We start from the raw sequence: 26,485 nt of genomic DNA, 5'->3' as shown, positions 1-26,485 counted from the left end.
CAGGCTATCCGACGCCGTCGCGGGCCCGGTCTCCCGGGCCACTGTGTCACTGCTCACCGCACACACACGCTTGGGCGGCCGCCTGCCAGAAGGGGGAGTGCAGGCGGCCGCCCATGGCCGCACCCGTGGGGGGTCCGCCTGCGTCTGCCCCGATTCCACGGGGTCATTCCCAACGAATCCAAAATCGTCCGGACGAGTTCCGAACGCCCCCGTCACCCGTTCGCGGTACGGTCCGTACAGCCGCGTGCTCCGCTGGTCAGCGTGGCGCAGGCGGTGGCCTGCGCAATGGTCTTCACCGAAACCATCCGGGTGTACGCCTCCCCGCCGGTGTTGACCTCACCGCTCCGGCTGACCGACGCTCCGCCGCCCCCACCCGGGGCGCTGACGCGTATCTGATCGCCGGGGGCTGCCCGGGTGATCCGGGCCCAGGCCGCGCCGCAGATCTCGCTGTAGCGGACCTCGACATAGGCGGTGCCCACGGTGAGGTTGGCGGAGGTGATCGCCTTCGCGCCACCGCAGCCCATGGCCTCCGGGTCCTTGCCGGTACAGCCCTTCCCCGCGCACTTCACCCCGCGGGGCAGGCTGGGCGCGGTGGTGGCCGGGGCGGTCTTCGGGGCCGCGACCGGCTTCCCGTCGTCGCCGTCGCCCGTGCCGACCAGGAACACGGCCCCGGCGACGAGCAGCAGCGAACCCACGGCGGCCCCGGCGAACAGCGCCATCCGCCGGCGCCCGCCCCGCCCTTCCTCGGAGGAGTCAGGGGCGGCAGGCACGCCGGGAGCCGAGGGGGCGGCGCCCGGGTACGGCGCCGTCGGCGGGGCGGTGGCCGCCGCGGTGGGCATCCGCGGCCGCTCCGGTCCGGGCGGGGCCGCTGCACGGTCGGCCTCGGCGGCCTCGGCGCCCTTGACGGCCTTCTCCGAGGGGTGGCCGTTCCTCTTCCCCTGCTCCGGAGCGAACTCCTCGATGGCCGCCCGCGCCTGGGCGACGCTGATGGCCTCCATCGTCACGTCGTGCCGGTTCTCCGACCGGCTCCAGGCCCGCTCCGCCAACTCCCACAGCGTGATGAGGTGATGGGCTCCGGCGCCGGTCGCCTCGGCCAGCGCCTCCACCGCGCGCTGCGGTGGCAGCAGACGCCCGTTGAGGTAGCGCTCCCATGAGCTCTTGCTGTAGCCGGTGCGGTCGGCGACGGCCACCACGCTCATCCCGCTGCGCTCGACGATCCTGCGCAGCTGACCGGTGAACTCCCGCACCTGCGGATCGAGTTCTTCCGGCAGCTCCCTCCAGCGAGGCATTGCCTCCCCCTGTTCCCCCCGTGTGGATCCGGTGAATCTCCTGTGCTGGTACCGCGATTGGCACCCCAAGGATCCGAACTCCCTCTCCACGGGATGCCGTGGCCCAGGATGTCAGTTCCCCCACCGGGGGCGCATTGCGGCTCTCGATATACGCCGAAAGCGCCCTCGCGCCCCAGCTCATCGTTGCGCAGCCGAGAACTCGTACCGGAATGGTCACTTCCGCGCCACAGGCCGCCCACGTCCATTGATCGCGCACAGCCGACGCACAACCCTGATGACCGGACGGTCCGTCCTTCTTCGGGGGAGAGGGCGGACCGTCGCCGGGTCGAGGAGACCCACCACAGACGACGGCGGCCCGTCCTCCCACGGGGGAGAGGACGGGCCGCCGTATCTCAGGGCCGCCGTACGCCCCGGCTGGGTCGTACGCCCTGGCTAGCGCACGGTGAAGTGCACCAGATCCTCCAGGAACGGAATCGTCACTTTGGGATTCGGCTGGGCCATCAGGGACAGCAGCACGATCGCCGCGCCCAGCAGCCCGTACGTCAGCATGTCGGTGAACCGCGACCGCACCGCGAGCATGCCGACCTCCGGCAGCGCCCACCGCAGCGCCGCGCCCGCCAGCAGCGAGAGCCCGATCACCACGGTGCCCGGCCGGAACGCGTCCAGGGCGACGATCAGCAGCCCCAGCCCCACACCGCCCATCACCGTGAGCAGCGGCCACTGGCGCACGGGTGCCGGAGCGCCGCCGGGAGCCGCCCGGCCACCGCCCTCCGGGCGCGCGGTGTCCCGGGTGATCAGCGGAAAGCGTCGCGATGTGCGGGCGGGCCGCCCGGTCTGCGGCTCCCCGGCCGCCGGTTCGCTCGCCTCAGCCGTCATGACCGGCACCGCCGCCGTCGGCCGCCTCCGCCGTGTGCTCGGCCGCCTCCACCACATTGACCAGCAGCTGGGCGCGGGTCATCGGACCGACCCCGCCGGGGTTCGGCGAGATCCAGGCCGCGACGTCGGCCACCCCGGGGTGCACATCCCCGGCGATCTTGCCGTGCTCGTCCCGGCTGACGCCCACGTCGAGCACCGCGGCGCCCTGCTTGACGTCCTCCGGCTTGATCAGGTGCCGCACCCCGGCCGCCGCCACGATGATGTCGGCCTGGCGCAGCACCGAGGGCAGATCACGGGTGCCGGTGTGGCACAGGGTGACCGTGGCGTTCTCGGAACGGCGGGTCAGCAGCAGCCCGATCGAGCGGCCGACGGTGATCCCGCGGCCGACGACCACCACATGCGCGCCCTTGATCTCCACACCGTGGTGGCGCAGCAGCTGGATGACGCCCTGCGGGGTGCACGGCAGCGGGCCGGACTCGTTCAGGACCAGCCGCCCGAGGTTCATCGGGTGCAGTCCGTCGGCGTCCTTGGCGGGGTCCATCAGCTCCAGCACGCGGTTGGTGTCGATGCCCTTGGGCAGCGGCAGCTGAACGATGTACCCGGTGCACTCCGGGTCCTCGTTGAGCTCCCGGACCACCGCCTCGATCTCCTCCTGGGTGGCGGTCTCCGGCAGATCGCGCCGGATGGAGGCGATGCCCACCTCGGCGCAGTCGCGGTGCTTGCCCGCCACGTACCACTTGCTGCCGGGGTCCTCGCCGACCAGCACCGTCCCGAGACCGGGGTGGATGCCCTGCGCCTTCAGCGCCTCCACACGCTTGACGAGGTCGGACTTGATCGCGGCTGCTGTTGCCTTGCCATCGAGAATCTGGGCGGTCATGTCTTTATCCTCCCGGATGCGGGGACGTCGGATCCAATCAGGTGCGGTCTGTATCGCGCAAAGGCCGCACCCCCGGGGCTCGGGAGTGCGGCCTTGCGAGGCTCACCCGCTCAGTGGAAGAAGTGGCGCGTACCGGTGAAGTACATGGTCACGCCCGCCTTCTGCGCGGCCTCCACGACCTGCTCGTCACGGACCGAGCCGCCCGGCTGCACCACGGCCCTGACCCCGGCGCGGGCCAGCACCTCGAAGCCGTCCGGGAAGGGGAAGAAGGCGTCGGAGGCGGCGTACGAACCGCTCGCCCGCTCCTCGCCCGCCCGCTCCACGGCCAGCTTCGCCGAGTCGACGCGGTTGACCTGGCCCATGCCGACGCCGACCGTGGCGCCGTCCTTGGCCAGCAGGATCGCGTTGGACTTCACCGCGCGGCAGGCGCGCCAGGCGAAGGACAGCTCGGCGAGGCCGTCGGCGTCCAGCGCCTCCCCGGTGGCCAGGGTCCAGTTCGCCGGGTCGTCGCCCTCGGCCTGGAACCGGTCCTTGGCCTGGACCAGCGCACCGCCCTCGACCGGGCGCTCCTCGACGGTCGCCTCGGGGGCGTCGGCGCAGCGCAGCACACGGATGTTCTTCTTGCGGGCGAGCACCTCGACCGCGCCGTCCTCGTAGTCCGGCGCCACGATGACCTCGGTGAAGATCTCGGCGACCTGCTCGGCCATGGCGACCGTCACCGGGCGGTTGACGGCGATGACCCCGCCGAAGGCCGACAGCGGGTCACAGGCGTGCGCCTTCCGGTGCGCCTCGGCGACATCGGCGCCGACCGCGATCCCGCAGGGGTTGGCGTGCTTGATGATCGCGACGCAGGGAGCGGCGTGGTCGTAGGCGGCGCGGCGGGCGGCCTCGGTGTCGACGTAGTTGTTGTACGACATCTCCTTGCCGTGCAGCTGCTCCGCGTGCGCCAGGCCCTTGCCCGAGCCGTCGGAGTAGAGCGCGGCGGCCTGGTGCGGGTTCTCGCCGTAGCGCAGCACCTGGGCGCGGGTGACGGTTGCGCCCAGGAACTCGGGGAAGCCGGAGTCGGCCGCGGCATAGTCCCGGGCGAACCAGTTGGCCACCGCCACGTCGTACGCCGCGGTGTGCTGGAACGCCTCGGCCGCCAGCCGCTTGCGCCCCTGAAGGTCGAAACCGCCGTCGGCGACGGCCTTCAGCACCTCGTCGTAACGCCCGGGGTTGACGACCACGGCCACGGACGGGTGATTCTTGGCGGCGGCGCGCACCATGGACGGCCCGCCGATGTCGATCTGCTCGACGCACTCGTCGGGCGAGGCGCCCGAGGCGACGGTCTCCCGGAACGGGTAGAGGTTGACGATCACCAGCTCGAACGGCTCGACGCCCAGCTCGGCCAGCTGGTCGCGGTGTGCCTCCAGCCGCTGGTCGGCGAGGATGCCCGCGTGGACCCGCGGATGCAGGGTCTTGACGCGGCCGTCGAGACACTCCGGGAAGCCGGTCAGCTCCTCGACCTTGGTGACCGGGACACCCGCGGCGGCGATCTTCGCGGCCGTCGAGCCGGTGGAGACGAGCTGGACACCCGCCGTGTGCAGCCCGCGGGCCAGCTCCTCGAGCCCCGTCTTGTCGTAGACGCTGACCAGCGCGCGGCGGATGGGCCGCTTCGTACCTTCGGCGGTCACGGGATCCTTACCTTTCGTCCCTCAATGCGGTAGCCGTGACGCGCCAGACGCCCCACGACCTCGACGAGCAGCGAACGCTCGACTTCCTTGATCCGCTCGTGCAGAGCGGACTCGTCGTCCTCGTCCCGGACCTCGACCACGCCCTGGGCGATGATCGGGCCGGTGTCGACGCCGTCGTCGACGAAGTGGACAGTGCAGCCGGTCACCCGCACACCGTGCGCGAGCGCGTCGCGCACACCGTGGGCACCGGGAAAGCTGGGCAGCAGCGCGGGGTGGGTGTTGACGCAGCGGCCGCCGAAGCGGGCGAGGAACTCGTCGCCCAGGATCTTCATGAATCCGGCCGAGACAACGAGGTCGGGCTCGTATCCCGCGGTCGCCTCGGCCAGCGCGGCATCCCACTCGGCCCGGCTGCCGTGGTCCTTGACCCGGCACACGAAGGTGGGGATTCCGGCGCGCTCGGCGCGCTCCAGCCCCTCGATACCCTCCCGGTCGGCGCCGACGGCCACCACCTCGGCGCCGTAGGAGTCCACGCCCTCCGCGGCGATGGCGTCGAGCAGCGCCTGGAGGTTGGTACCGGAGCCGGAGACGAGAACGACGAGGCGGGCGGGGCGCCCGGGGCGGGCGGAGGAAGGCGGGGAGGCCACGGCGGGGTTCTTTCTCGCGGGCGGTGCTGCCATTTGTATGGTCGTACAAGGCCGTGGACTCGAGAATTCCGGGGAACTCTACGAAGCCGCCGACCGTCAGCAACGATACCGGCACACCAAGCGGCCCCCGGGGGACGGGGGCGGGCACGGGAGGTAGCGTCGGGACTGCGAATCCAACTGAAGCCGTGGGAACGACCGTCGCGCCCACACCGCCGAGCCGCCCGGCACCAGCCGACCGCGGGCCCGGTGTGCAGGGCGACGACACAAGGGGAAGACACACTCCAGATGCCGGACCGACGCCGCCGCGCGGCTCATCGCCTCACTCCGACTCCCGCCTCGACCGGGGGGCGGCGATGAGGTATGCCCGCACGTCGCGTACGGCGCCGCTGATGCATGAGCAGCAGTCGCCGTCCTCCTCGCCCCCGCCGTCCTCCCCCGGCACGTCGGAGGGCGCTCCCGGGGCCTCCCCGGGCGGCTCCCCCGGAACCCCATCCGGCGGTCCGGGCGGCAGCAGGCCGGAGGACAATCCGTTCGCCCCGCCGCCGGCGGACAGGCCGGACCAGCCCTGGCAGCCGCGCCATCGCCCGGACGGCGACAGCGGCCCGAACGGCCCCGAGGGGCAGAACGGCCAGAGCGGACACAACGACCAGGGCGGCCAGGACGGCCAGAACGGTCAGAACGGCGGCCAGGACGGACAGCAGCAGCCCCCGGCGTGGGGCAGCCAGTGGAGCAGCCGCCAGCCCGGCCGCCAGAGCGGCGGCTTCGGCAACCTCCCCGGCGCCAACCGCCCCAGCGGCCCCACCGGCCAGAGCGGCCCGCGCTGGGACCCCACCGACCCGGCCCAGCGCCGCGCGCGGTACGCCCTGCTCTCGGGCATGTGGGGGTTCTTCTTCGCGCTGTTCAGCCTGCCGCAGATCGCGCTGCTGCTCGGTGCGCTGGCCCTGTACTGGGGCATCAGCGCGCTGCGGGCCAAGCCGCGGCTTCCGGCGCCGCCCCCGGCCCCCGCGCAGGCAGCGCTGAACGCACCACCTCCGCCGCCCGGGGCCACTCCGGCCCGGCTGCCGGCGCCCGGCTCCGCCGGGTCGAAGCCGCAGTCCACGGCGGCGATCAGCGGTCTGGTGACGGGCGCGCTCGCGCTCGCCATCGTGGCCGCGACCTTCAGCCTCCAGTTCGTCTACAAGGACTACTACACCTGTGTGGACGACGCCCTGACCCAGACCTCCCGCCATCAGTGCGAGCGGCTGCTGCCCGAGCAGCTGCGGCCGCTGCTCAGCACCGAGGACTGACCGCACACCACGGCCCGGCAGGCGCGCTGTCCGCCTGCCGGGCCGTGGTGTGTGTCCGGCGCCTTACGTGTCCCGGCCGCAGGGCGGCCTTCCGGGGGCGCTGTCCTCCGTGGGCATCACGGGGCGCGCGTCGCCGCTGGACGAGGGCTCCGCGCTCTCGCCCCCAGGGGTGCCGGACGCTCCCGACTCGGCCGGTGCGGTGGACGGCTCGGCCGCCACGGACGCGGTGAGCTTGCGCCAGGAGGTCAGCCGACGGCGCGGGTGCGGCGCCGTGCCGAGGGCGGGCTGCGCGGCCTCCGTGCCGCCGTCCCCACTGGTCACACCGGTCACACCGGTCACACCGGTCACAGTGGGAGCGCCGTTCGTACCGTTCAGGCCGACGCGGCCGCCGTCGCCGTTCGTCCCCCCGATCACACCGTTCACCGGCTCGGCCGTGACAGTGTCCTGGAGGGCGTACGCGCCCGTGGCCACGCCCGCGCCCCGGCGGCGCGCCCCGCGCTTCCGCTTCCCGCCCGCCGCGCGGTGCCTACGCGGCCGCAGCCACTGCCACCACGGCTCGGACATCGCCTTGCGCAGATCGATGTCGTCCATGGGCGACGGCAGCTTCGGCTGTGCCGCCGCCTTCGCCACCGCCTCCGCGTGCACGGCCTCCCGCTCGGCCTCCCGCTCGGCCTTCCGGGCGGCCCGCTCCGAGGCGCGCGCCTGCCGCTTCCGCGCACGCAACTCCGCGCTCGCCACCCGGGCCGCCTTCCACTCGTCCCAGGTCGAAGGCGTCGGGACGTACAGCCGGACCCAGCGCACCAGCACCGCTCCCGGCACCCCGATCAGCGCCGTCCAGCCGAGTGTGGCCCCGCCCGTACGCCACCAGTTGGGGCCCAGGTCGGAGAGGATGCCGATACCCAGCGGGCCGCCGGAGACGGCGGCCAGCAGTGCCATCGCGGCCGCGCAGCCCAGCGCGGCCAGCCCGGCCAGCACCGTGGTCTCGGTCAGGGTCCAGGAGGGGCGGTCACCGCGGCCCAGCCGCCGTGCCGCCGCGATCCCGATGAAGAGGGCCAGCGACAGTCCCGCGGCGATACCCGTCAGCCAGATCAGCGGCACTCCCGTCCCGGCGCCGGGCAGTGCGGCGGCCAGGGGGAAGTCCGGCAGCTTGGGGGTCGAGGTGACACCGAGCGGGGCGATCACACTGCCCCCGCCGACCGCAAATCCGGCGCCGACCCCGTACGCGGCGCCCCAGACGATCGCGTTCGGCAGCATCGCCAGGCTCACCAGCAGCACCGCGAACCGCCCCGACCACACATCGCTGAGCTGGAGAAACGCCAGCTGGACCGCGCCGGAGTGACTGAGCATCGAACCGGCGGTGAGCAGCGCCCCACAGCCCAGCAGCACCACCAGGGAACTCGCCCCGGCCCGGAGGGCGGCCATCAGCGGACGGCGTCGGCACCAGCTGCGGCCGCGCACCCACACCAGGACGCGTACGGCCGTCTCGGCACCCCGGATCCGGCGGAGCGGGCCCTTCAGCCGGGCCGGGATCCGCACCGGGAACCGCCCGTCGGCCACCCACACCCCGAGGGCCGCGACGGCTCCGACGACCACCGGCAGATGCAGCAGGGCGCTGACCGCGTTGACGTGCAGCGGTCCGGACGAGGCGTAGAGCACGGTCGCCACACCCACCAGCAGATAGCCGCCGGTCACCCATCCGAAGGCGGTGCGCGGATCCCCGGCGGACTCCTCGGGCACCCACTGCCCGTCGCCCTCGGTGCTCTCCTGCTGGTAGACGGCGTGCTGTGCGGCCCGGTAGAGCAGCCAGCACGGCAGCAGGCCGACCACCAGCGGAATCAGTCCGACGGGCATCGAGTGCCCGGAGAGCGATTCGGTGCGGACGAGTTCCGAGCCATGGCCGAGCAGCCACAGGTCGGCGGCGACGTGCAGGGCCCCGTCGGGGCTCCTCACCGGGGAGGGAGAGGTGATCCACAACAGGAGTACGGCGACGGAGAGCACGCCCAGGCCGAGCCCCGCGGCGACCACACCGCCGAGGAACCCTTCCCGGGCGGCGGCGGAGGGACGCTGGAGCGCGGCACGGCCGCGTGAGGACAACGTCGGGCTGCGATCGGTCGTCTGGGTCACGACGACCATGCTGCCAATAACAGCCGTTTCATCCCTACATCAAGCGATTAGTCGCCGTGTCGCGGTTAGTCCGTTTATGCGTCTTTTATTCGCTCAGGGCCGGATGGGTGACACCGGCCCGTGGCCGAGTCGGCGGAAGACCCCACCGAGGACGATGAAAAGGCGCGGGGCCCGCACCACCGATGAGTGATGCGGGCCCGCGCCCGTGAGCCGTGAAACCGGCGCTACGACGGCGTCAGCCGGCCAGCGCGGCGCGCGCGAGGCGGGCGGTCTCGGACGGCGTCTTGCCGACCTTCACGCCCGCGGCCTCCAGGGCCTCCTTCTTCGCCTGCGCGGTGCCGGAGGAACCGGACACGATCGCACCCGCGTGGCCCATGGTCTTGCCCTCGGGGGCGGTGAAACCCGCCACATAGCCGACGACCGGCTTGGTGACGTTGGCCTTGATGAAGTCCGCGGCCCGCTCCTCGGCGTCGCCGCCGATCTCACCGATCATCACGATCAGGTCGGTGTCGGGGTCGGCCTCGAAGGCGGCCAGGGCGTCGATGTGGGTGGTGCCGATGATCGGGTCACCGCCGATGCCGACACAGGACGAGAAGCCGATGTCCCGCAGCTCGTACATCATCTGGTAGGTCAGCGTGCCGGACTTCGACACCAGACCGATACGGCCGGGCTTGGTGATGTCGGACGGGATGATGCCCGCGTTCGACTGACCCGGCGTGATCAGACCCGGGCAGTTCGGGCCGATGATGCGGGTCTTGTTGCCCTTCTTGCCCGCGTAGGCCCAGAAGTTGGCCGAGTCGTGGACGGCGATGCCCTCGGTGATCACGACGGCGAGCGGGATCTCGGCGTCGATCGCCTCGTTGACCGCGTCCTTGGTGAACTTCTCCGGGACGAAGATGACCGTGACATCGGCGCCGGTGGCGTCGATGGCCTCCTTGACGGAGCCGAAGACCGGGACCTCGGTGCCGTCGAAGTCAACGGTGGTGCCGGCCTTGCGCGGGTTCACGCCGCCGACGATGTTGGTGCCCGAGGCAAGCATCCGACGGGTGTGCTTCTGGCCCTCGGACCCGGTCATCCCCTGGACGATGACCTTGCTTTCCTTGGTGAGGAAGATAGCCATGGTTTCTGGTGACCTCGTCCCTTACTTCGCAGCCAGCTCGGCGGCACGCTCAGCCGCGCCGTCCATGGTGTCCACCTGCTGCACCAGCGGGTGGTTGGCGTCGGTGAGGATCTTGCGACCCAGCTCCGCGTTGTTGCCGTCGAGGCGCACGACCAGCGGCTTGGTGACGTCCTCGCCCTTGGACTTCAGCAGCTCCAGGGCCTGGACGATGCCGTTGGCCACCGCGTCACAGGCGGTGATGCCACCAAAGACGTTGACGAAGACCGACTTGACGTCCGGGTCGCCGAGGATGATCTCGAGACCGTTGGCCATCACCTCGGCGGAGGCGCCACCACCGATGTCGAGGAAGTTGGCGGGCTTCACACCGCCATGGTCCTCACCGGCGTACGCGACCACGTCGAGGGTCGACATGACCAGACCCGCGCCGTTGCCGATGATGCCGACCTCGCCGTCGAGCTTGACGTAGTTGAGGCCCTTGGCCTTGGCCGCGGCCTCCAGCGGGTTGGCGGCGTCCTTGTCCTCGAGCGCCTCGTGCTCCGGCTGACGGAACTCGGCGTTGGCGTCCAGGGAGACCTTGCCGTCCAGCGCGATGATCTGGCCGTCGCCGGTCTTGACCAGCGGGTTCACCTCGACGAGCAGGGCGTCTTCCTTGATGAAGACGGTCCACAGCTTCTGGAGGACCTCCGTGACCTGGCCCGCGATCTCGGCCGGGAACTTCGCGGCGGCGACGATCTCGGCGGCCTTCTCGGCGGTCACACCCTCGATGGCGTCCACCGGGATCTTGGCGAGCGCCTCGGGGTTCTGCTCCGCGACGACCTCGATCTCCACGCCGCCCTCGACGGAGGCCATGGCGAGGAAGGTCCGGTTGGTGCGGTCCAGCAGGAAGGAGACGTAGTACTCCTCCTTGATGTCCGCGGTCTGGGCGAGCATCACCTTGTGGACCGTGTGGCCCTTGATGTCCATACCCAGGATCTGGGTCGCCTTCTCCACGGCGTCGGCCGGGTCGGAGGCCAGCTTGACGCCGCCGGCCTTACCGCGGCCGCCGGTCTTGACCTGCGCCTTGACGACCGCGCGGCCGCCCAGTCGCTCGGTCACCTCGCGCGCCGCCTCAGGCGTGTCGATGACTTCACCGGCCAGCACCGGTACACCGTGCTTGGCGAAGAGGTCCCTCGCCTGGTACTCGAACAGGTCCACGCGCGTCCGTCCCTTTTCCTGGATATCGCGGTCGTTGTCTGCGCGGGCGTGCCGCGGTGGCAGCGTGAGGACGCGATCTTTGACGAGGGCGGCACACGTGCGCCGGGTACGCGGCATGTCCGCATCGCAGGTTATCCCTGTGAACCGGATGACCCTAAATCGCAGGTCACACTCGAGCGGTGATTACGGTCACAGATCGCTGCCATGGGTATCTATTTCGATGGTGCCTCGCCCGACGGTGTTGTGTGGCCGTGGCGGCGGCGTTGCGCCGGCGTTGTTCCGGCGTTGTTCCGGCGTTGTTCCGGTGGAAACGCCGCGACCGGGCAGCCCCCTCCCCAAAGAGAGCCGCCCGGTCAGCGACAGTCCCCTCCCCAAAGAGGACTGCCGTCAGGTACAGCGATCCGTACGGCCGGAAGGCCGCGCGGGTGTCAGACGGCCGGCAGCTCGGCCGGAACCGCCGGGAGGTCCGCCGGGACCGTGGGCAGCTCGGCCGGAACGGTCGGCAGGCCAGCCGGAACCGTCGGGACGTCCGCCGGAAGCGTGGGCAGCTCGGCCGGAACGGTCGGCAGGCCAGCCGGAACCGCCGGGAGGTCCGCCGGAACCGTCGGGAGCTCGGCCGGAACGGTCGGCAGCTCGGCCGGGACCGTCGGCAGGCCAGCCGGAACCGTCGGCAGCTCAGCCGGGACCGTCGGCAGGCCAGCCGGAACCGTCGGGACGTCCGCCGGGACGGCGGGCAGAACCGGGAGCGCCGGGATGTTCGCGGCGTCGGTCAGGTCGGTCGGCACCGCCGGGAGCAGGCTCTTCGCGCCGTCCCTGGCGTTACCCGCCGTGACCTGGGCGTCGGCGACCGCGGAGGTGCCGAGGTCCTGGGCGAACGGCACCGTGCTGGTGGCCAGCTCCTGCGCGAACGGCACGGTGGTGACCACCACGCTCCGGGCCACCGGAACAGCACCGGCGGCGGTGTCCTGCGCGAACGGAACGACGTTGGACGCGGTGCCGAGCGCGTGGCCCTGGGCGCTGCCGGTCACGTAGCCCGCGTACGGGGTCGCGTGGTCCACCGCGTCACCGGCCAGCACACCGGCGTCACCGGCGGCGCGCTGCGCGACCGGGACGACCTTGACCACGGTGCGCTGCGCGGCGGGCGGCAGCACGTCGGAGGCGGCGCCGTCGACGGTCGGCCGGGCGGCGTCCACGGCGGCCTGCGCCTTGCCGGTCAGCTGCTCGGGACGGACACCCGCGCCGGAGAGGGCGCCCAGCAGCTCGTCGGCCGAGCCGGGGACGGCGGGCAGCTTCGGGGTGGCGGGGAGCTTGGCCGGGACGGCGCCGTCGACGGACGGCACGGAGCCCGCGGCGGGCAGCGCGGAGGTGTCGGGAACGGTCGGCAGCGAGCCGAGGGCCGGGATCTCCGGCGCCACGCCGGGAACCTCACCGGTGGGCAGGTCGACGTCGGTGGCCCGCTTGACCTTCTTCACGGCCTTGCCGGCCTTCTTGGCGACCTTGCCCGGGGTGGCGTGACCGGTCACACCGCCCACGGTCTTGGAGACGTCCGGCACGCGCGGCAGACCGTCGGTGGCGGGCACGCCGCCCTTGACGGTGTCGGTGACCGTCGAGGTCGCGCCGTCCACGGTCTTCTTCGCGGTGTCGGTGACCTCGGAGGTGTCGGTGAGGCCGCCGGTCGCGCCCTTGACGGTGTCGGTGACCTGGTCGGTCGAGGCGGTGTCCCGGGCGGTGTTGCTGACGCCGTCCACCGTGCTGGTGACGCTGTCGGAGGAGGGAACGGCGGGCAGCTCGTCGGCGCTGGCCGCGGCGGTGCCCAGGGCCCAGATGCCGGTGGCAGCGGCGGCGACGAGGATGGAACGACGGATGGTGTTGCGCATGGCGTGGAAGTCCTTCGAATTCACAAGGGGGTTGTCGGACGGGCAGACCTGACCCGCCCCCGCGCGGCAGGTCTTGTGCAGACGGGGGTGAGGTCTGCCCTAGCCGGGGAATTCGAGGACTTCGTTGAACCGCTCGCGCGTCGGCGCCGAGCTCTCCGCGCGGATCGCACCGGGCCGCAGCCCGAAGCGGTCCGCGTCGGACGGCGGCAGAGCGGCATGGGTGTCCCCGCCACGGGGAGTGCCGCTGTCGCCGGTGTACTGGGAGACGGTCCCGAAGGGGGACCGCGGAAGGGGCAGCGGCGCCGGGGCGCCACCGTCCTGGGCCGCAGCCGCGGCCGCCCGGACGACGGGACCGTGCCCGGCATCGTCGGCCGTGCCCGACGGGAAGGTGACGGCCGATGCCGCCAGGGGGCCCGCCGGGGCCGTGGTGTGCGCGGACGAGTGGGTGCGCGGGGCGGAATCACCCTGCGCGGCACGGTCCGTGCCCGGGCCGTGGCCCGGTGCGGAACCGCCGGAGCCCGCGCCGCCGGTGCTGCCGACACCGAGGTCGGGCAGGTCCACGGGCAGGCTGTCGCCGGTGTCGCGCACCAGGTCACCGACCGGGTCGGTGACCTGGTGCGCCTGGCGCTCGACCGGCTCCCGGACGCGTGCGGCCTCGGCGACCGCGTCCCCGGTGGCGTCGGCCGCCTCGGCGGCCTGGTCCCGGGTGTGCTTCCCGGCCCGCTCGGCGTGGTGCCGGGCGGTATCGGCCTTGGCCTCGGAGGGGTCGAGCAGCCCGGAGGCGCTGGAGCTCTTGGCCTGATGGACCGGCGCGACCGGCTGTGCCTGCTCGGCGGCGTGAGCGGTACCGCCGAAGAGGAACGCCAGGGCCAGGAAGCCCCCGAGGAAGAACGCCGCCATCAGCGCTCGCCGTGCGGCCACGGTGCGCGGCAGGCGCACAGCGGCAGGCAGGGCGAACACAGCGGACAAGAGCGGGCCTTCCCTGGGAGATGAGGACGCGTTGGCTGGAGCCTAGGAGCGCACAGCCACACAGACAGGACGAACGTGCCAACCAGACGGTCGGATTCACGTCCTGGGCGACGTGGATGATCCTTGCACGACCGACTGGGGGCGGCGCAAGCCCCTGGTCACTGATGCATCGCCATGTCCGGTATCGGCAGTTGGCGCCGCTCGATCGCCGCGGCCATCACCTCCGGGAAGAGATCGGGGGTGCAGGCGAAGGCGGGTGCGCCGAGCGCGGCGAGTGCCGCCGCGTGCTCGCGGTCGTAACTCGGAGCCCCCTCGTCGGACAGCGCGAGCAGTGTCAGGAACTGCACCCCGGACGCCTTCATCCCCGCGACCCGCCCCAGCATCTCGTCGCGGATACCGCCCTCGTAGAGATCGCTGATGAGCACGACCACGGTGTCGGCGGGCCGGGTGATCTGCGACTGGCAGTACGCCAGCGCCCGGTTGATGTCGGTGCCGCCGCCGAGCCGGGTGCCGAACAGGACGTCCACCGGGTCGTCGAGCTGCTCGGTGAGGTCCACGACGGAGGTGTCGAAGACGACCAGGCGGGTGGCGAGCGAGCGCATCGAGGCGAGCACGGCGCCGAAGACGGAGGCGTAGACGACGGAGGCGGCCATCGACCCGGACTGGTCGATACAGAGCACCACGTCCTTCTTCACCCCGCGCGCCGCGCGGCCGTGACCGATCAGCCGCTCGGGGACGACCGTGCGGTGCTCGGGGAGGTAATGGGCGAGGTTGGCCCGGATGGTGCGGTCCCAGTCGATGTCCCGGTGGCGCGGACGGCTGATCCGCGCGGAGCGGTCGAGGGCGCCGGTGAGCGTGGCGCGGGTGCGCGTCGCGAGCCGCTTCTCCAGATCCTCGACGACCTTGCGGACGACGGCCCGCGCGGTGTTCTTCGTGGTCTCCGGCATCGCCTTGTTGAGGGTGAGCAGGGTGCCCACGAGATGGACGTCCGCCTCCACCGCCTCCAGCATCTCGGGCTCCAGCAGCAGCGCCGAAAGACCGAGACGGTCGATGGCGTCGCGCTGCATGACCTGGACCACCGAGGTGGGGAAGTACCGGCGGATGTCGCCGAGCCAGCGCGCCACTTGGGGCGCGGAGCCGCCGAGCCCGGCGGAGCGCGGCCCGGCCGCGGCGGCCCCGCCGCCGCGCGCGGTGACGCCGGGGGAGCCGCCGGTGGGGCCGGGGCCATCGCCGCCCCGGGCCCCGTAGAGCGCTTCGAGGGTGCGGTCCATGGCGGCATCGGCCCCGCTGAGCGAACAGCCGGTGCCGTCGGCCCCCTGCCCGCCCAGCACCAGCCGCCACCGCCGCAGCCGCTCGTGGTGGTCGGTGGCAGGTGTGTGGGTGGTCATCCGGCTGCCTCCAGCGCGTGGTGGTCGTCAGGAGTGGGGGCGGGGGCGGAGCCCAGGCCCAGCAGGAGCCGCACCGTCGGCTCGGCGGCCGCCGCGCGGCCCGCGTCCAGCCCTGGCCCGAACCCTGGCGCCGCGGGGGCGGCTTGACCGCGCGGTCCGCCGCCGACGCTCTCGTCCGCCCCGGACGGGCCGCGGCGCACCAGCTCGCCGAGGGTGCGGCGGACGCCCGCGTCGTACGCGGAGAAGGTGCGCCGCAGCAGCGGCAGCACATCGGTGAAGGCGTCGGCGGGCACGCCCGTCAGCCAGCGGTCGACGAGGCCGAGCAGCCGCTCATCGTGGACCAGCAGCATTCCGCCGCCCGCCTCGCCGCCGAGGAACCCCTCGATCCAGGCGGCGGCTTCGGTCGGCGCGGTGCCGGACGAGAGGGCGAGCCCCATCAGCCGGGCCGCCTCGTCCTCCGCGAGCCGCCCGTCGTCCAGCAGCAACCGGGCGGCCCGCCCCCGGATCACCCCTGGGACACCGGGCCCCCCGTCCCGCCCGGCAACCCCCCGCAACACCCCGGCCCACCGCCCTCGCAGCCCAACGTCGCGGTCCGCGACGCCAAGCGCGCCCGCCCGCCCCTCGGCGGCGAGGGATTCCCGCTCCCGTACTTCTGCCGGTGCCGGGACCGACGCGCCCTGAGCCGCATCCGGTTCCGAGACCTCTCCCGGCCCCGAGCCGGACGCGGGCGGCGATGTCGGCTCGCCCGCCGGTCCCGCCGCCGCAATACCGCCCGCCGCCGAGGCCGGTGCCGGAGCGGACGCCGACGCCGGTGCGTCCACCGGTCCTGGCCCGGCCGCAACGGTCGGCGCCGACGTCCGCGACGTCTCCGTCAGGAGGCCGATCGCGCGATGGACGGCTTCCATATGGGCGCGCATCTCGGACGCGCCGTCGGGGTCGAGGCCGACGCAGGCGGGTGGCAGGCCGACGAGGATGCGCTCGGCGAGACCCGCGGCGACCTCGGTGAGGGCGGCGGTGTCGGTGGCGCGCACATCGCCGTAGCGCACCGACCGCACCAACGAGGGCAGTGCCTGGGCGAGATGGCCGACGTCGGTGTCGAGCGCCGCGCGGTCGGCGAGCGCGCGCATCACGACGGGCAGGGCGCCGGGGAGCGCGGCGAGCAGACAGCGCTCGGCCAGCTCGGTGACCTCGGCGAGCGTCGTCGCGCCGACGGCCCCCGACTCCGCCTTGGCGGTGGCCGCGGACAGCACGGTGGTGCCCCAGACACCCGCCTCCGCCACCCGCACCGCCAACTCCGGCTCCCAGCACAGCCGCCATGTCTCGCGGAAGGTGCCGGTGCTGCCGCGGGAGGCGGCCGGGGTGCCCCACTCGACGCCGAGCAGCCGCAGCCGGTGCAGCAGACGGCTGCGCGCGGCGTCGTTCTCCTTGCGCAGGTCCAGCTCCAGTTCGCGGTCCTGGGCCTCCGGCTTGAGGCGCAGCGAGCGCTGTGTCCGCGTCAGGTCGCGCTGAAGCGGTACGGCCGGTGCCGAGTCGGGCACCTCTCCGAGGACGTCCCCGACGATCAGCCGGTCCCGCACCAGCGCGAGCGGCACCTCCGAGCCCTCGCACATCACCGCCCGCACGGCGTCCATGGTCTCCGCGAGCCCCGGGAGCGGGCGGCCGCGCAGGGCCGCGAGGGTCTCGGCGAGCCGCACCGCCTCGATGACATGGGCCGACGAGACGGCCACGTCCTCGTCCCGGAACAGCCGGGCGACCTTCGTCAGCCATCGCTCCAACGGCCGGTCGGGGGCGTGGAAGAGATGGCTGTACCAGCCGGGGGAGGCGATCCCGGCGCCGTAGCCGCTGTGCCGGGCCAGCCGGCGGTGGGTCCACGGCACCCAGCTGATCTCGGCCTTGACCTTCGGCAGCCCCCTGAGGAGCGTACGGTCGGCGGTCACCGTGGACCGCCGGGCGAGCGCGGGCACATGCCAGGCCCCGCAGACCACCGCGACCTCGGCACCGAACTCCCGCCGCGCGTCCCTCAGCCGAAGCCGCATATGGGCCTCCCGCGCGGCGTCGTCCTCATGGCCGCCGTCGCCGTGCTCGGCCCGGAGCGCGGCCATGGCCTCGCCCACGGCGGCGAACGGCGCGGCGGAGGCGGTGGGCCCCGGGCCGGGACCGGGGCCCCGGTGCTCCACGACGTCCTCCCACCAGCGCTCCGGATCGTCGTACCCGGCCGCCCCGGCGAGGGCCGCGAGCGGGTCGAGACGTACCCGCGCGGCCTGTCCGGCCCCCTCGGACGGTTCATCCGGTCCCGCATCCGCCTCCGGCACCGGCCGCTCCTCGGCCGCCATGGCCAGGGTGTTCGCCGCCGGGAGGTCGATGAACCGGACGGGGACATCGCGGGCCAGCGCCCACTGGATCGCCGCCCATTCCGGCGAGAACCCGGCCAGCGGCCAGAAGCCCGCGCGCCCGGGGTCGTCCGCGGCGTGGGCGAGCAGGGCGACGGGCGGGCGCATGCCTTCGTCGGCGGCGAGCCGGACGATCGCGTCCGCCTCCGGGGGACCCTCGATGAGCACCGCACCGGGCTCGTACGCGTCGAGCGCCGCCCGGACCGCACGCGCCGAGCCGGGCCCGTGGTGCCGCACCCCGAGCAGCAGCGGCCACACCGCGTCCCCACCGGCACCGCTCGCCGTCACGCGCTCACCTCACGGCAGGCGCGGTAGAAGTCCTTCCAGCCGTCCCGCTCGCGGACGACCGCCTCCAGATACTCCTGCCAGATGACCCGGTCGGCCGCCGGGTCGCGGACGACCGCGCCCAGGATGCCCGCCGCCACATCACCGGCGCGCAGCACACCGTCACCGAAGTGGGCGGCGAGAGCGAGACCGTTGGTGACGACGGAGATGGCCTCGGCCGTGGACAGCGTGCCCGAGGGCGGCTTGACCTTCGTACGGCCGTCGGCCGTCACCCCCTGCCGCAGCTCACGGAAGACCGTGACCACCCGGCGGATCTCGTCGATGCCCTCCGGGACCTCGGGGAGGTCCAGCGAGCGGCCGATCTGGGCGACGCGCCGCGCCACGATGTCGACCTCGTCCTCCGGGGTCGCGGGCAGCGGCAGCACCACTGTGTTGAAGCGGCGGCGCAGGGCGCTGGACAGCTCATTGACCCCGCGGTCGCGGTCGTTGGCGGTGGCGATGAGGTTGAAGCCGCGGACCGCCTGGACCTCCTCCCCCAGCTCCGGGACCGGCAGCGTCTTCTCCGACAGGACGGTGATCAGCGTGTCCTGCACATCGGCCGGAATACGGGTCAGCTCCTCCACCCGCGCGGTCATGCCGTCCGCCATCGCCCGCATCACCGGGCTGGGCACCAGAGCGTCCCGGCTGGGGCCGTGGGCCAGCAGCTGGGCGTAGTTCCAGCCGTAGCGGATGGCCTCCTCGGGCGTGCCCGCGGTGCCCTGGACCAGCAGGGTGGAATCCCCGCTGACGGCCGCCGCCAGATGCTCCGAGACCCAGGTCTTGGCGGTGCCGGGCACACCGAGCAGGAGCAACGCGCGATCGGTGGCGAGCGTGGTGACGGCGACCTCGACGATACGGCGCGGGCCCACGTACTTGGGTGTGATCACGGTGCCGTCCGGCAGGGTGCCGCCGAGGAGATAGGTGGCCACCGCCCATGGGGACAGCCGCCAACGCGCCGGGCGGGGACGGTCGTCGGCGGCGGCAAGCGCGCTCAGCTCGTCCGCGAAGGTGTGCTCCGCATGCGGACGAAGGACCTCCGCGGCTCCCCCCGCCACCCTGTCGGACTCGGCGGATTGGGTTGATTCGGTGGATTCGGTGGATTCGGTCCCGGACACAGTGACGGTCACAGCTCCCCCACAGACTCGTTCCTCGCTCCGTCTCCGGACGCGTGTTCCGGACGCTGAATCCACCCTGCACCACCCCACTGACATTCCCTCGGGGCCCAACAAAGCCGCAGTTCACGGCAGTTGTCAGTGGGTGCTCGTACGGTCGTGGACATGAATCCGCAGGGGGAACGCTGGACGGCGGAGCAGGTGCTCGCGCTGGCTCCGGACGCCGCTTCGCGCACGGCGGGCGGCAAGCTGGCCGCGGCCGGTCCGTGGTCGGGTACGGGGGCGCGCGGCCCGGGCATATGGGGGGTGTGCGCGGGCAGTGGCAGCATGCCGTACCGGACGGTGGTGGATCTCGGCAGGCCGGGATACCGGTGCAGTTGTCCGAGCCGGAAGTTCCCGTGCAAGCACGCCCTGGGGCTGTTGCTGCTGTGGGCGTCGGGCGGCGGGGTGCCGGAGGGCGACGAGCCCCCGGAGTGGGCCGAGGGCTGGCTGAGCGAGCGGCGCGAGCGCGCGGCGGACCAGGCGGCGGGGCGGCGTGACGATGCCGGATCGGGGGCCGGCGGGGGCGCGGGCGCCGGGGATCAGCGGCCCGGCGGGAGCGCGGGCGGCACCGCCGACCCGGAAGCGGCCCGGCGCCGCGCCGAGCGGCGCGCCCAGCGCATCGCCGCGGGCGCCTCGGAGTTGGAGCGGCGCCTCGCCGATCTGCTGCGCGGCGGGCTCGCCGCCATCGACCGCGCGGAATACGGGGTGTGGGACGAGACGGCGGCGAGGATGGTCGACGCCCAGGCCCCGGGCCTGGAGGCGCGGGTGCGGGAGCTGGCCGCCATCCCGTCCTCCGGAGCGGGCTGGCCCGCGCGGCTGCTGGAGGAATGCGCGCTGGCCCACCTCCTCAACCAAGGCTTCCTCCATATCGACCAGCTCCCGGAGGAACTGGCCGCCACCACCCGCGCGCGGATCGGGGTCACCCTGCCGGTGGCCGAGCTGCTGGCCTGCGCCGAGCCGGTCCGGGACCGGTGGCTGGTCCTGGGCCGCCAGGACAGTTCCGACGGACGGCTGACCACCCGCCGCGTCTGGCTCCGCGGGGAACGCACGGGCCGGATGGCGCTGCTGCTGTCCTTCGACACGGGCGACCGGTCCCCGGAGCCCACCCTGCCCACGGGGCTGCTGCTGGACGCCGACCTGGTGTACTACCCGTCCACCCGCCCTCTCCGCGCGGCTCTCGCCGAGCGCCACCCCACACCGCCGAAAGCCGACAGCGAGCGGACGGTGCCGCCCGGCGGCGATGTGGCGGCGGCCCTCGCCGTGTACGGCGAGGCGTTGGGGCAGGATCCCTGGCTGGAGGGCTGGCCGGTGGTGCTGTCCGGGGTCACCCCGGTCCCGGGGGACGAGGGCTGGCAGCTGGCGGACCCGACGACCGGGCTCGCACTGCCCGTCGATCCGCGCTGCGCGGGACGCACCGACCTGTGGCAGCTGCTGGCGATCGCGGGCGGCCGCCCGATCACCGTCTTCGGGGAGTGCGGCCACCGCGGTTTCGCGCCGATCACCGCCTGGGACCCGGAGCCGGTCCCGCTCACCGCCACCCCAGCGCGAGGAGGCCGACGTTGACGACCCACACCACAACCCCAGCCGTGCCCTCCGACGCCTCCTGGGACGACCTCGTGGCCGCCGCGCTGCTCGGCACCGGGCGCCGGACGCCGCCCGTCACCCCGCTGCCGGGGCAGGACACCGCCGCCGCGCTGCTGGACGCCGCCGCGCTCAGCACCGTGCGGCGGCGGGCCGGGCTGCGGCCCGCAGCCGCGCGGCCCGTACCCACGCCCGCGCCGCCCGACCCCCGCCCGGCCCTGCCGTCGGCCGCCCGCGCCCGGCTTGCGATGCTGCTCGCCGACCGTTCGGCGGCCGGGCGCGGCAGCCCGCGTTCGGCGCCCGACCTCGCCGAACTGCTCCCGCAGTGGCTCACCCTGGCCAACCACCACGGCTACCGGGCGCCGGACGCACTGCTTCCGGCGCTGCTCGACGCGGCTCGGGCCCGTACCGATCTACGGCCCGAGGCACTGACCCTCGGCGGGCCGCGCGCGCTGTGGCTGGCCCGGCTCAACGCGGAGTGGAAGTTCGCGCTGCGCGGCGGGGTGGGCCGGGCCACAATGCCCCCGGAGGGGGCCGTCCCCGCTGTACCGCCCGCCGACCCCTCCCCCGCGGCGGGACCGGACACCGACGGCCGCTCCGACGGCCGGCGGCTGTGGGAGGAGGGGCTGTTCGCCGAGCGGGTGTCCTTGCTCTCGGCGGCCCGCCACCACGATCCGGCGGCCGGGCTCGCGCTGCTCAGCGGCACCTGGGCCACGGAGCGGGCCGAGGACCGGCTGATGTTCCTGGACTCGCTGCGTGACGATCTCTGCCCCTCCGACGAGCCGTTCCTCGAACAGGCCCTCTCCGACCGCAGCCGGAACGTCCGGGCGACCGCCGCTGAGCTGCTCTCCGCCCTGCCCGCCTCGGCGCTGGCCGCGCGCATGGCCGAGCGGGCCCGGGGCTGTGTGTCCCTGACCGCCACCGGACGGATCGCTGTCGAGGCCCCGGCCGCATGCGACAGCGGAATGCAGCGCGACGGCATCGTGCCCAAGCCGCCCTCGGGGCGCGGCGAGCGCTCCTGGTGGCTGGGCCAGCTGGTGGAGGCGACCCCGCTGGACCGCTGGACCGAGTGGTTCGGCGGGCTCGGCGCCGCGGAGATCGTGGCACTGCCGGTGGTGGACAGCTGGCAGGCGGATCTGCACGCCGCCTGGTGCCGGGCCGCCGTGCGGCAGCGCAGCGCGGAGTGGTCCCGCGCCCTGCTGGGCGCCCCGGCCCTGCCGCCCTCCTCGGGCGACGCCGCCCCCGCCGTCTGGCGCGACCCGGCGAAGCTGCTGTCCGCGCTGCCGCCGGGGGAACGAGCCGGATGGGTCGCCGAGTTCATCGCCTCCCACGGCCTGTCCGACGCGTTCCGGCTGCTCGGGGTCTGCGCGGTGCCCTGGGCCGAGCCGCTCGGCCGGGCCGTGGTGGACGCGCTCGACATCGCTCGGGACGCGGGCAGCTACCCATGGAGCTTCAGCGGGGTCATGGGCTTGGCCGAGCGCTGTCTGGACCCGGGCCAGGCGGACCGCCTGGAGGTGCTCACGGCGATACCCGACGAGGGTGAGGACGCGGCTCCGGGAGCGGGTGGCTACTGGTCGGAGGCGTTCCAGCGGCTGGTGGGCACGCTACGGCTGAGGGAAGCCATCCGCGCCGAACTCACCCCGCCCATGGGATGAACACGCCCGCGCGCCAGGTGCGTTACCGGGCCCGGAGGCCCGGCGGATGCGTACGCCCGCGGCGTCGCGGCCGCCCGTACGGCCCGGAGGCTCGATGCAAACGCCCGGGAAGCCGGTGGCCGCGCGGTGTGAACCGCCGTACGGAACGGCCGACCACGCGGGGGGCCCGCGGCCCGGCCGCACGGCGGCACACGGCGCGGTGAGCGACCGCCGGGCACCGGGGCCGCGGGCACCCGGGTCCTACGACGGTGTGGGGAGACGGCGCGGCGCCGAGCCATGCGGTTCCGCCGCGCGGCGAAGTGCCCGCGGCCGGACTCCGGGCCGCGGCACACACCGACAGGGCTGGAGGGAGAAACGGGGCGGCACCGAGCGGTGCGGCTCCACACGCAACGATGTGGCCCCGGGCGGCCGGACACGGGGCCGTTGGCTGATACACACGCCGTCACACGGCGCGCGGACCGCCGGGCCGCACAGCCGCGGCGGGGCCCCGGGGCGCGGCCCCGGGATGAGGCTCAGGCTCAGGCGGCCACCGGGCGGACGTTCTTCTGGACCCACTCCACGATGGACCCCGTCGTGGCGCCCGGCGTGAAGATCTCCGCGACGCCCTGCTCCTTCAGCGGGGCGATGTCGTCCTCGGGAATGATGCCGCCGCCGAAGACCTTGATGTCCTCCGCCTCGCGCTCCCGCAGCAGCTCCAACACCTTGGCGAAGAGTGTCATATGGGCACCGGAGAGGATCGAGAGCCCGATCGCGTCGGCGTCCTCCTGGATCGCGGTGTCGACGATCTGCTCGGGGGTCTGGTGGAGCCCGGTGTAGATGACCTCCATACCCGCGTCGCGCAGCGCCCGCGCGATCACCTTCGCCCCGCGGTCATGGCCGTCCAGCCCCGGCTTGGCCACCACCACACGGATCGGACCGGTCACACCCATCACAGCCTCCAAGACCTAGCATGCGTCCGCGATCTGGCGCGCGCTCCCAGGAACGCCGAACGCACCCATGTGAACGAACGTTATCTCCAGCATCCCCTACCCGGCAGTTTCGCGGCGCGCAGCGAGGGGGAAATCACACGTGGGACACGTTCACTGAAGGCCGTACCCGCATCCGCGATCGCATCAGCCGCAGAGACTTCGGACGCCGGGCCGGCCACACAAGGGGAGCCGCAGCGGGGACCGCCGCACCGCGCAGCGCCGCTCATCGCCATCGGCAGTTATGGGCATGGGCATGGCGCAGCACGGTGCGGCGGTGCGGTCATATCGCCATGACGTTCACCATGGCCATGACCTCACCCATGGCCATGCTCATGGCCACGTCCACGGCTGCCCGTGCGGGCACACCGGGAGGTCGGCCGCCATGGGCCTCAAATGTTTTCGAGCCATCGCCCTCGACCTGGCGATCCTCGCCGGACATCTGGTGCTCTACCCGACCGGCATCCTGCCGGAGCGACCGCCCGCCCCGCCGCCGCCCGACGCCGCCGCCCGGCTCCCCACCGAGGGCCGGGCCCGCCGCCCCGTCGTCCTGCTCCATGGCTTCATCGACAACCGCTCCGTCTTCGTCCTGCTGCGCCGCGCTCTGCACCGGCACGGCCGACAGCATGTCGAAGCCCTCAACTACTCGCCGCTCACCTGCGACCTGCGCACCGCCGCCGCGCTCCTCGCCCGCCATATCGAAGAGGTCTGCGCCCGCACCGGCCACAGCCGGGTCGATGTGATCGGCCACAGCCTGGGCGGACTGATCGCCCGCTACTACGTCCAGCGGCTCGGTGGCGATCTCCGCGTCCACTCCCTGGTGACGCTCGGTACCCCACACGCGGGAACGCGCGCGGCGCCCTTGTTGTCCGCACATCCGCTCGTGCGTCAGATGTGCCCGGACTCCGATGTGATAGCGGAGTTGCGGCAGCCTGTCCCCGAATGCCGTACCCGCATGATCTCTTTTTGGAGCGATGCGGATCAGTTGATGATCCCGGCGGAGACGGCCCGGATAGACCATCCGGATGTGATCTCCCGGAACATTCGCGTCAGAGGAATCGGACATCTCGCCCTACCAGTGCATTCCGCGGTCGCCGCCGGAGTCCTGGAGGCCCTGGACACCGCCGACGAGGCCCCGGCGGACGCACCGGACACCTTCTCGGTGGCCTGACCGCGGCCCGACCCAGGGCCCGACCGCGGCCCGACGGCGGGAGCGCAAGGGCCGCGCGGGGACGGAAATTGCCGAACATCAATCGAACGCCCAGCCAAGGAAGCACGTACAGTCCGCCGAAAGACGACCAAATGCCCTTTCCCATGATGCTCAAAACTTGCTGAAGATTGTCGCTGCCGCGTACCGCCGGGTACAGTCGCCGCTAATTCTCCTGCTGCCGAGGCGAAAGAGAAGTTGGTGGTGAACGACCGTCACCCGTCGGTGGGCTCCAACCCTGCCGACCCCGCTCCTGACGCCTCATATCCGTACTACGAGGCATACGGTCAGCAGCAGGACACAGCGCACGGCTACGCCGGGTACGACGGCTACTCCACCGGCAGCTTCGACCAGCTCGGCGCCGCCTACGGCGACGGGGACCCGCTCTTCGGCGCGCTCCCCGGAAGCAACAGCGCCTACGACGGCTATGCCGCCGGGCACAGCGGCCAGTACGACGCCTCGCAGTGGGACGCCACCGGTCGGCAGATGACCGGTACGTACGACATGGGCCACTCCGGCCACTTCGAGACCGGCGCCTACGACACCACCGCGATGTGGGCAGCCTCCGGCTATCAGCTGCCGACCGACATCCCGTCGCAGCCGACCGCGGAGACCGGTGGGCAGTGGGACATCAATGCCTGGGGCACCGACGCCACCGGTCATATCGAGATCCCCGCACAGTGGGACAACTCCGGCACGGCGTACGACACCACCGCGTTCGACGCCACCGCCCTACAGGACGCCACTGCCCTACAGGACGCCACCGCGCTCCACGACGCCACCGGCCTCCACGACGCCACCGCGCTCGACAACACCGGCTACGACACCGGCGCCTACGAGACCTTCGAGTCCTACGACTCCTTCGACGGCCCCGACATGACCTCGGGCGTCAACACCGGCCAGACCCAGTTCTGGGACACCACCGCCTTCGCCACCGTCGACGAGACACCGCAGGACACACACCACGACGGGGCCCACGACGCGCCCCACGACGACCACCCCGGCGTCCCCGAGGCCGAACCAGAACCCGAGGCGGCGGCCGAACACGAGTCCGCGCCCGATGCCGACGTGACGCTCCTGTCCCCGCCGTCGCCTTCGCGCACACCGCAGTCCGCGCGCCGTGGAAGCGGCGGCGGCAACGGCCGGGCCCGCCGGCGCACCGTGTCGGCCCGCCCCAAACGCTCCGCGCTCCTCACCGTCGCCGTCCCGTCCGTCTGCGCCCTCGGCGTCAGCGCGGTGGCCGCCGCCTCCGTCGGGATGAGCAACGACAAGAAGGACAGTTCGACCACCCAGGCCGCCCCCGCCGCGCCGCCCGTCAAGGCCGCCGCCGCCAACAGCAAGCTGGACACCCAGCTCGCCGAAGTCCGCGAAGGCGCCGATGACTTCCGGGACCGTGCCAGCCGCACCCAGGAGCGCATCGACCTCCAGGCGCGCCAGGCCGCCGAGAAGAAGCGGAAGGTCGCGGAGGCCGCGCGCAAGGAGGCACTGCGCCCCAAGTTCGCGCTCCCCGTCGCCGAGCACGGCCTGAGCGCCACCTACGGCCAGGCGGGCATCAACTGGATGTCCCTGCACACCGGTATCGACTTCCCGGTCAGCTACGGCACCCCCGTCATGGCCGCGACCGACGGCACCGTGCGGACCCAGTGGAACGACGCCTACGGCAACATGGTCATAGTGACCAGTCCGGACGGTACGGAGACCTGGTACTGCCATCTCAGCAGCGCCAAGATCCGCTCCGGGAGCGTCAAGGCGGGCGACACCATCGCCTTCTCCGGGAACTCGGGCAACTCCACCGGCCCGCATCTGCACTTCGAGGTGCACCCCGGGGGCGGGGAGGCCATCGACCCGCTGCCCTGGCTGCGCGGCCACGGCCTCAACCCGTCGTAACCCCG

Annotated in this window: 19 protein-coding genes; 5 read left to right on the top strand and 14 right to left on the bottom strand. The window is 73.2% G+C overall.

What is annotated here, in order from left to right:
* Positions 1–212: 212 nt before the first annotated feature.
* The 5 genes from JK363_RS01965 to purN form a co-directional block, all read right to left on the bottom strand.
* Positions 213–1,289 carry a helix-turn-helix domain-containing protein gene (locus tag JK363_RS01965; protein WP_201870727.1) on the bottom strand — a complete coding sequence of 359 codons (1,077 nt, stop codon included), beginning with the start codon at positions 1,287–1,289 and terminating at the stop codon, positions 213–215.
* Positions 1,290–1,721: 432 nt separating this feature from the next.
* On the bottom strand, positions 1,722–2,165 hold the full coding sequence (locus JK363_RS01960; protein ID WP_201870726.1) for a DUF3017 domain-containing protein: 444 nt from the start codon (positions 2,163–2,165) through the stop codon (positions 1,722–1,724).
* On the bottom strand, positions 2,155–3,042 hold the full coding sequence (locus JK363_RS01955; RefSeq protein WP_201870725.1) for a bifunctional methylenetetrahydrofolate dehydrogenase/methenyltetrahydrofolate cyclohydrolase: 888 nt from the start codon (positions 3,040–3,042) through the stop codon (positions 2,155–2,157). Before JK363_RS01955 ends, JK363_RS01960 begins: the two co-directional genes overlap by 11 nt.
* Before the next feature lie 110 nt (positions 3,043–3,152).
* Entirely contained in the window at positions 3,153–4,715 is a 1,563-nt protein-coding gene (gene purH / locus JK363_RS01950; protein WP_201870724.1) for a bifunctional phosphoribosylaminoimidazolecarboxamide formyltransferase/IMP cyclohydrolase, read from the bottom strand.
* The gene (gene purN, locus JK363_RS01945; RefSeq protein WP_201870723.1) at positions 4,712–5,392 is read right to left on the bottom strand and encodes a phosphoribosylglycinamide formyltransferase; all 681 of its coding nucleotides are present in this window, start codon (positions 5,390–5,392) and stop codon (positions 4,712–4,714) included. The genes purH and purN overlap by 4 nt, the downstream gene beginning before the upstream one ends.
* A 356-nt stretch (positions 5,393–5,748) precedes the next feature.
* Here purN and JK363_RS01940 point away from each other — a divergent pair, with 356 nt between their 5' ends.
* Positions 5,749–6,645 carry a hypothetical protein gene (locus JK363_RS01940; protein ID WP_307821545.1) on the top strand — a complete coding sequence of 299 codons (897 nt, stop codon included), beginning with the start codon at positions 5,749–5,751 and terminating at the stop codon, positions 6,643–6,645.
* A gap of 63 nt (positions 6,646–6,708) precedes the next feature.
* On the opposite strand, the gene JK363_RS01935 is transcribed toward JK363_RS01940, so the two are convergent.
* The 8 genes from JK363_RS01935 to JK363_RS01900 form a co-directional block, all read right to left on the bottom strand.
* Positions 6,709–8,769 carry a cell division protein PerM gene (locus JK363_RS01935; RefSeq protein ID WP_201870721.1) on the bottom strand — a complete coding sequence of 687 codons (2,061 nt, stop codon included), beginning with the start codon at positions 8,767–8,769 and terminating at the stop codon, positions 6,709–6,711.
* Between the two features lie 235 nt (positions 8,770–9,004).
* Positions 9,005–9,889 (bottom strand): succinate--CoA ligase subunit alpha, encoded by an 885-nt coding sequence (gene sucD / locus JK363_RS01930; protein ID WP_201870720.1) that lies wholly within the window; start codon positions 9,887–9,889, stop codon positions 9,005–9,007.
* 21 nt (positions 9,890–9,910) lie between these two features.
* The gene (gene sucC, locus JK363_RS01925) at positions 9,911–11,083 is read right to left on the bottom strand and encodes an ADP-forming succinate--CoA ligase subunit beta (RefSeq protein ID WP_201870719.1); all 1,173 of its coding nucleotides are present in this window, start codon (positions 11,081–11,083) and stop codon (positions 9,911–9,913) included.
* Positions 11,084–11,511: 428 nt separating this feature from the next.
* The gene (locus JK363_RS01920) at positions 11,512–12,960 is read right to left on the bottom strand and encodes a hypothetical protein (protein ID WP_201870718.1); all 1,449 of its coding nucleotides are present in this window, start codon (positions 12,958–12,960) and stop codon (positions 11,512–11,514) included.
* Positions 12,961–13,059: 99 nt separating this feature from the next.
* Positions 13,060–13,929, bottom strand: coding sequence for a hypothetical protein (locus JK363_RS01915; RefSeq protein ID WP_201870717.1), 870 nt, complete (start codon positions 13,927–13,929; stop codon positions 13,060–13,062).
* Between the two features lie 158 nt (positions 13,930–14,087).
* Complete coding sequence (locus JK363_RS01910) at positions 14,088–15,317, bottom strand: VWA domain-containing protein (RefSeq protein ID WP_201870716.1); 1,230 nt, start codon at positions 15,315–15,317, stop codon at positions 14,088–14,090.
* Complete coding sequence (locus JK363_RS01905; protein ID WP_201870715.1) at positions 15,314–17,995, bottom strand: DUF5682 family protein; 2,682 nt, start codon at positions 17,993–17,995, stop codon at positions 15,314–15,316. Before JK363_RS01905 ends, JK363_RS01910 begins: the two co-directional genes overlap by 4 nt.
* The gene (locus tag JK363_RS01900; RefSeq protein ID WP_307821559.1) at positions 17,992–19,086 is read right to left on the bottom strand and encodes an ATP-binding protein; all 1,095 of its coding nucleotides are present in this window, start codon (positions 19,084–19,086) and stop codon (positions 17,992–17,994) included. Before JK363_RS01900 ends, JK363_RS01905 begins: the two co-directional genes overlap by 4 nt.
* 222 nt (positions 19,087–19,308) lie before the next feature.
* Between JK363_RS01900 and JK363_RS01895 the strand changes: the two genes are divergently transcribed.
* Together JK363_RS01895 and JK363_RS01890 are read left to right on the top strand one after the other, a co-directional pair.
* Positions 19,309–20,748, top strand: coding sequence for an SWIM zinc finger family protein (locus tag JK363_RS01895; RefSeq protein WP_201870713.1), 1,440 nt, complete (start codon positions 19,309–19,311; stop codon positions 20,746–20,748).
* Positions 20,745–22,421 (top strand): DUF5691 domain-containing protein, encoded by a 1,677-nt coding sequence (locus JK363_RS01890; protein ID WP_215910394.1) that lies wholly within the window; start codon positions 20,745–20,747, stop codon positions 22,419–22,421. The genes JK363_RS01895 and JK363_RS01890 overlap by 4 nt, the downstream gene beginning before the upstream one ends.
* A gap of 518 nt (positions 22,422–22,939) precedes the next feature.
* On the opposite strand, the gene icmB is transcribed toward JK363_RS01890, so the two are convergent.
* Positions 22,940–23,350, bottom strand: a complete 411-nt coding sequence (icmB, locus tag JK363_RS01885; protein WP_201870712.1) for a coenzyme B12-dependent isobutyryl CoA mutase small subunit — start codon at positions 23,348–23,350, stop codon at positions 22,940–22,942.
* Positions 23,351–23,771: 421 nt separating this feature from the next.
* On the opposite strand from icmB, the gene JK363_RS01880 reads away from it, so the two are divergent.
* Together JK363_RS01880 and JK363_RS01875 are read left to right on the top strand one after the other, a co-directional pair.
* On the top strand, positions 23,772–24,557 hold the full coding sequence (locus JK363_RS01880; protein ID WP_201870711.1) for an esterase/lipase family protein: 786 nt from the start codon (positions 23,772–23,774) through the stop codon (positions 24,555–24,557).
* A gap of 240 nt (positions 24,558–24,797) precedes the next feature.
* Positions 24,798–26,480 (top strand): M23 family metallopeptidase, encoded by a 1,683-nt coding sequence (locus tag JK363_RS01875; protein WP_201870710.1) that lies wholly within the window; start codon positions 24,798–24,800, stop codon positions 26,478–26,480.
* The last annotated feature ends 5 nt before the right edge of the window (positions 26,481–26,485 follow it).

Origin of the sequence: Streptomyces coffeae (genome assembly GCF_016741875.1) — a bacterium.
Taxonomy (GTDB): Bacteria; Actinomycetota; Actinomycetes; order Streptomycetales; family Streptomycetaceae; genus Streptomyces; species Streptomyces coffeae.
The sequence above is the reverse complement of the archived record's forward strand: the minus strand, read 5'-3'. Positions and strand labels throughout refer to the sequence as shown.